The sequence below is a fragment of the Thermoanaerobacter sp. CM-CNRG TB177 genome (assembly GCF_018588165.1).
GTDB lineage: Bacteria > Bacillota > Thermoanaerobacteria > Thermoanaerobacterales > Thermoanaerobacteraceae > Thermoanaerobacter > Thermoanaerobacter thermocopriae.
In genome coordinates this window covers 1-6,294 of the sequence record NZ_JAFCAC010000037.1, presented here as the reverse complement: position 1 = coordinate 6,294, position 6,294 = coordinate 1, and the positions used below count along the sequence as shown (strand labels likewise).

Annotated in this window: 7 protein-coding genes and 1 tRNA gene; 6 read left to right on the top strand and 2 right to left on the bottom strand. The window is 34.2% G+C overall.

Annotated elements, in window-relative coordinates; genetic code table 11:
• Positions 1 to 91 precede the first annotated feature (91 nt).
• Complete coding sequence (locus tag I4N53_RS02020) at positions 92 to 1,330, bottom strand: S8 family peptidase (protein WP_214495467.1); 1,239 nt, start codon at positions 1,328 to 1,330, stop codon at positions 92 to 94.
• A 312-nt stretch (positions 1,331 to 1,642) separates the two neighbouring features.
• Between I4N53_RS02020 and I4N53_RS02015 the strand changes: the two genes are divergently transcribed.
• From I4N53_RS02015 to I4N53_RS01990, 6 genes are all read left to right on the top strand, one after another.
• On the top strand, positions 1,643 to 1,825 hold the full coding sequence (locus tag I4N53_RS02015; protein WP_009051719.1) for a hypothetical protein: 183 nt from the start codon (positions 1,643 to 1,645) through the stop codon (positions 1,823 to 1,825).
• 71 nt (positions 1,826 to 1,896) lie between these two features.
• A complete protein-coding gene (locus I4N53_RS02010; RefSeq protein ID WP_214495466.1) occupies positions 1,897 to 2,091 on the top strand; it encodes a hypothetical protein in 195 nt (64 codons plus the stop codon).
• A gap of 78 nt (positions 2,092 to 2,169) precedes the next feature.
• Positions 2,170 to 3,147, top strand: a complete 978-nt coding sequence (locus I4N53_RS02005; protein ID WP_028992687.1) for a hypothetical protein — start codon at positions 2,170 to 2,172, stop codon at positions 3,145 to 3,147.
• Between the two features lie 232 nt (positions 3,148 to 3,379).
• Positions 3,380 to 3,664, top strand: coding sequence for a co-chaperone GroES (gene groES, locus I4N53_RS02000; RefSeq protein ID WP_003866817.1), 285 nt, complete (start codon positions 3,380 to 3,382; stop codon positions 3,662 to 3,664).
• Between the two features lie 14 nt (positions 3,665 to 3,678).
• Positions 3,679 to 5,301: a chaperonin GroEL gene (gene groL, locus I4N53_RS01995; RefSeq protein ID WP_012994686.1), complete on the top strand. Its 1,623-nt coding sequence runs from the start codon at positions 3,679 to 3,681 to the stop codon at positions 5,299 to 5,301.
• A 100-nt stretch (positions 5,302 to 5,401) separates the two neighbouring features.
• Positions 5,402 to 5,478, top strand: a tRNA-Arg gene (locus tag I4N53_RS01990).
• Positions 5,479 to 5,779: 301 nt separating this feature from the next.
• On the opposite strand, the gene I4N53_RS12620 is transcribed toward I4N53_RS01990, so the two are convergent.
• Positions 5,780 to 5,959, bottom strand: a complete 180-nt coding sequence (locus I4N53_RS12620) for an AAA family ATPase (protein WP_161629566.1) — start codon at positions 5,957 to 5,959, stop codon at positions 5,780 to 5,782.
• Positions 5,960 to 6,294 lie beyond the last annotated feature (335 nt).

Below are 6,294 nucleotides of genomic sequence, written 5' to 3'. Positions count from 1 at the left end.
TGTCGCTTTGGAACATCGGAGTGACGATGCAAAATATCTCCTTTGAATATTTTTAGCTTTGTGAACAAACTGAAACGAGGGGTTAACCCCCTCATACTTTTTTTAATGCCTCTTCTATATTTATCATTCCACTGCCTTGTGTCCATAGACCTGCATCGTCAATTTTTATTGCTGTCGATTTTAAAATATTTTTTATTTGTACATTAGTCAAATTAGGATTTTTTTCAAGGAGTAGAGCTGCTGCTCCTGCTGCCATTGGAGTCGCCATAGAAGTCCCTGTTGCTGTTCTATATGCTTTATTTATCGTAACTTCATCTGCACCAAAAGGTACATTTTCTGAAGCAGTAGAGACTATTTTTACACCTGGTGCTACTATGTCTGGTTTGTATAGATAAGGCGAACCTCTTCCAGAAAATTGAGCTATTTCGTCATCACTTATGTCGGAGGTTCTTTTGTCATCTACTGCTCCTACAGTTATGGCATTTTTACTGGTGCCAGGGGAAGTTATTGTGTTGTAATTAGGACCTGAGTTTCCGGCTGCAACAGTTACTACTAATCCATTTCTCCAAAGAGTATCTACTCCTCTCACCAAAGGGTCTAAAAAAGCAGGAAGAGAAGGAGTTTCACCTATTGAGAGAGAAACTACTCGTATATTGTATTTGTCTTTATTATCTAAAATCCATTGCATTCCTGCTAATATGTCAGAGGATAAGCCCCTGCCATAAGCATCTAATACTTTTACTGCTACTATATTGGCTTCTGGAGCTACGCCTTTGTACTTGCCGCCAGAAGCATATCCATTCCCCGTTGCATCACCAGCTACATGAGTGCCGTGACCATTGTCATCATAGGGTTGCTTTTTTCCATTTACTACATCGTGAAATGCTACTATGCGGTTTTTTGGTTTGGTAAAATCAGGGTGAGGATATATTCCGGTATCTAAAAAGGCAATTGTCACTCCCTTACCGGAGTAGCCTAAATCGTTCGCATTTCGAGAGGCGATTTCTTGAGTGGCAATATAAAGCTGCAGCTTAACAGTTGAGTCTTCTGCTATAAAATGAATTCCTTTTAATGTAGCGAAATTTTTCAATTTATCACAAGGTAAATTTACTGACCAGGCTTTTATGATTGGTAGTTCAAATTTTATACTTCCTCCCATTTTTTCGATTTTTTCTTTTAAAATGTCATAAGATAAATGGGAATACAAAATTACAGGAACACATTCACTTCTTAAATATAATGCTTTTTTTAAAAGCCTTTTATCGATTTTATTTGATACATAAATTTCCTTTGCTATTTTAGAAAAAGCAAACATTGGAATAAGATTCATTAGCGTACCTCCTTTCATGCTATTAACACAATATGTGAAATATAAAAATTTGTTAGTGGAAATTTAAAAAGTGTCACCGTATGAAGTTATATCATATTATGTAGTAGGTCTTTAAAGACCCACATAGAAAAGGATGAGACTTGAAAGGAGGAAAATTATTTATGCCAGTAGATAAAAGTGGAGCAGGATATGGATGTGGATGGTTTTGGATTATAATCATCATACTATTGATCTTGTTGTTTGTCCCAGGGATTATTGTTGAAGAACCAAAAGCTTGATTAGGTATTGAAAATTGTTTAAAGGGGGATCAATATGGCAGGAACAAGTTCAGTTTTTGGGCAAAGCAATTTGCTGTTTTTCTTCTTGATACTTGTATTAGCGCTTGGTGGAAGCCAGCTTAATGTATGGTCTTTAGAGACATTGTTGTTCTTCTTTATACTCCTTGTAATAATAATGGACGGCGGTTTTGATTGGTTCTTCAATGAACTCAAGTAATTTTGAATGGCTCTATCCTGCGATAGAGCCATTTTTATTTGATAAATTTGATATGTGTGGAGTGATAATATATGTCTTTTTCTGGAGATACTCTGTTGTTCTTTTTTGTAATTTTAACTTTGCTGCTGGATGTAAGATTTGAGCTTGAAAGTCTACTGTTTTTCTTTTTAATACTTGTAATTTTACAGGAAGAAAAACCGCGAAAAAAAGCAAAGAATCTTTTTTGGTTATTAACAGGTATTAATTTTAGTAACGCAAATCTTTAAAATTACGGGAAATCTAATAATAATAGACTAGCCCCTTTCATATATTTAGTAAGAGATTAAAAATAGGGGGAATTTGTTTTGCAAAGAGAGATTTTATTAAAAATACTGGCTATAGAACTTTTAATAGTAGCTTTTGTGAGATTTCAAATGATGGGTGTAGAAAGAGAGAAAAATGAGACTGTACCTTCCTCAGGTTCTGATGATAATGGTAAGTTCTTACTACCACAAGAAGATAAAAAGTCGACAATTAATGTGTATGAAATAGTAACAAAAAGTAAAAATTTTGTAGAAAGCGTAAAGCCCTATTTATGCAAAAGAGATCAATATTATGTAGATATTTTTTCTAAAATAGCAGAGATAATTGAGATACAAAAAGATTTAATGAATCTTTCCCAAGAAGAAATTGAGGCAATGGACAAAACTCAGGTAGACAAAATAGGGATTTTAAAAGCAATAAAACCTTATATTGCAGAAGACAAGCAAATTATAATAGATAAGTTTTTAAAATTCCACGAAGCATTAAAGAACTTGCAACAAAGACTAGAAAAATACACAAAAGAAGAGGATAAAGATAACTTTTTTGATAAAATAGTAGATATTTATGAAGCTATACGGCCTATAATACCAGAAGAAAAAATAGAGGAAACTGATAAAATTGCAAAGAATATAAAATTATTAGAGGTATTAAACAAAGCAGAAGGAATTATGAACAGTATGAAAGAGGAGAAAAAACAATCTCAACAAGCAACCAGAGATTTTTATGAAGAAATAACAGAGGAGGAAGAAGAAAAAAGCGAAGAAATAAAAGAAATAGAAGTTGACCTAAAAGAGGGAGAAAAAGATGAGGAAGAAATGGAACAGGAATTGCCAAATAAGGAAGAAAATTTACTCCCTCAAGGTATGTCTGAACAGCAATTAGCAGCTATAAACAATTTAAAATCTATGCTTACAAAAGAACAACAGCAATACATGTATAATATGATAAATTATCTGAAGCAACAGGGTTTGGTTAATTTGTCTAATAAAGAAAAAAGTGACTTAGAAAAAGGGGAATAAATTTTCCCTATATTTTTTATTTAAAAATACAAATTATAGAAACACAATTTAAATCAATAAATAATGGCATAAAATTAAAATATTTGGGTAAAATCATAAATAATACGACTATATGGCCTAAAATAGGCTATAATAAAGTTTGATATGTTTAATTACTTAAATTAATATAGAGATTGGGATTAGCACTCACATAAGTTGAGTGCTAATAAATAAAGGAGGAGGGATAAGGTATATGAGATTAAAACCACTTGGAGACAGAGTTGTAGTCAAAGTAATTCAGGCAGAAGAAGTTACAAAAGGTGGAGTTATTTTGCCAGGTACTGCAAAAGAGAAACCACAACAAGGTGAAGTAGTTGCAGTAGGAACAGGGCAATACATAGACGGCAAAAAGGTAGAGTTAGAAGTGAAAGTTGGCGATAGAGTGATCTTCTCCAAGTATGCCGGGACAGAAGTTAAGTTGGATGGGGAAGAATATCTACTTTTAAGAGAAAGTGATATTTTAGCAATTATAGAATAAGGAGGTAGTTGAAAATGGCAAAACAGATCAAATATGGAGAAGAAGCCCGCAGAGCATTAGAAAGAGGAGTTAATGCAGTTGCAGATACTGTAAAAGTTACATTGGGTCCAAGAGGGCGTAATGTAGTATTGGACAAAAAATATGGTTCACCTACGGTTACAAATGATGGTGTTACCATTGCAAGAGAAATTGAATTAGAAGATCCATTTGAAAATCAAGGTGCGCAGCTTTTGAAAGAAGTGGCTACAAAAACTAACGATGTTGCAGGAGACGGTACAACCACTGCAACGCTTCTAGCTCAGGCTATGGTTCGCGAGGGACTCAAAAACCTTGCTGCAGGAGCTAACCCAATGCTTTTAAGAAGAGGTATTGCGAAGGCTGTAGATGCTGCAGTTGAGGGGTTAAAGAGGATATCCAAACCTATTGATAATAAAGAATCAATTGCTCACGTTGCTTCTATATCTGCTGCTGATGAAGAGATAGGCAATCTCATTGCCGAAGCAATGGACAAAGTAGGTAAAGATGGAGTTATAACTGTTGAAGAATCAAAGACTTTAGGTACAACCCTTGAGGTTGTTGAAGGAATGCAATTTGATAGAGGATATATTTCTCCATACATGGTAACTGATGCTGAAAAAATGGAAGCAGTATTAGAGGAGCCTGTTATACTCATAACAGACAAAAAACTTTCAAATGTCCAAGACTTGTTGCCACTTTTGGAACAAATAGTACAACAGGGTAAAAAACTCCTTATTATAGCTGATGATGTAGAAGGAGAAGCTTTGGCAACATTAGTTGTCAACAAATTGAGAGGTACATTTACTTGTGTTGCAGTAAAAGCTCCTGGCTTTGGCGACAGAAGAAAAGAAATGTTACAAGATATAGCAATACTCACAGGTGGTCAAGTAATTTCAGAAGAATTAGGTTACGACTTAAAAGATGTGAGATTAGATATGCTTGGCCGTGCAAGACAAGTGAAAGTTACAAAAGAGAATACCACAATTGTAGGCGGAGCAGGCGATGCTGCAGAAATTAAGAAGAGAGTAAATCAAATTAAAGCTCAGATTGAAGAAACTACCTCTGATTATGATAGAGAAAAATTACAAGAAAGATTGGCAAAATTAGCAGGTGGCGTAGCTGTTATTCAAGCTGGTGCTGCGACTGAAACAGAGCTTAAAGAAAAGAAACACAGAATTGAAGACGCATTGGCGGCTACAAAAGCAGCAGTAGAAGAAGGTATAGTACCCGGTGGCGGAATTGCACTTTTAAATGTAATAGAAGATGTGCAAAAAGTAGTTGACTCTTTAGATGGCGATTTCAAGACAGGTGCTAAAATAGTTTTAAGGGCATTAGAAGAACCTGTAAGGCAAATTGCAGCAAATGCTGGTGTTGATGGTTCTGTAATAATAGAAAAAATAAAGGCTGCTAAAGATCCTCACTTCGGATATGATGCTTACAAGGAAGAGTTTACAGACATGTTCAAAGCAGGTATCGTAGACCCAACAAAGGTTACAAGGACAGCTTTACAAAATGCTGCATCAATTGCTTCAATGATACTTACAACAGAAGCAGTAGTGGTAGATATACCAGAGAAGAATACAACACCTAATCCCGGTGCAGGAATGGATATGATGTAATTAAAAAGGGGTCTAAGCGAAAGCTTGGTCCCCTTTTTAGTTATTTGGCCTTGACAGCTTTATAATTGTCTGATAAAATACTTCTGTAATAAGTTTTTAAGCGCCCGTAGCTCAGCAGGATAGAGCAGCAGTTTCCTAAACTGCGTGCCGGAGGTTCGAGTCCTCTCGGGCGCACCATTTGAAATTTTGGTGGCCAAGTCTTTCTTGTATTATTTTGGATTTACCCCTCGTTTGTAATAATATTGTCGATGCGTATGACGCAGTAAAAAATATAACCGATACTCCATTTCTTATTTCTCTTTCAAGTTGGCTTTTTGGATTAAATACTATACTTTAAAAACATAGATGTTTTTAAGCGAAATAGTACTAATGAAAGGATTTTATATCAACATCTTTTTGACGAGAAGGGCAACTGTAATAGCAAAAAGGAGAATGTTGTTTAAATAGTTAAAAGTGGAAAATTCCTTAAACACATTCATTAGTCTTTTTGGTAGGCTGGATGCAGGGATAATTCAGGTTCATCAATAACTATTGTACTATTAGATTCTGAATCGTATAAAGCATCACATATGGTAAATATACTCCCAATACCATCGCCAATACCTTCACTATTATGACTTTTGTTATCAAAAGTGAATTTAATAAAAATAGTTTCCACTATCGTTTTAGTTTATTATCCAGTATATTTCATTACCGAGAATCTTTTTTAAAAGAAGATCGAATTTATTTTTTAAGGAGAAATTATTTAAATTAGCTTGTCGCTTACTTCCAGTCGTATTATAAGAGATTATATATTTTTGTAAACATTGAAAGTATGAGAGAATATCGTATTTTAATGTACAACTACAAAAAATTTTGTTTTTGATGTTTAGGAATATTAGAAAAATCCTTCCAATATTAGTTTTTGACAAAGATATAAAAGTTTTAATTTTTTATTAAGGTTCTATAATAAATGTTGGGGTGGATAAAAAACATCTCATAAAAAAGTAGCGC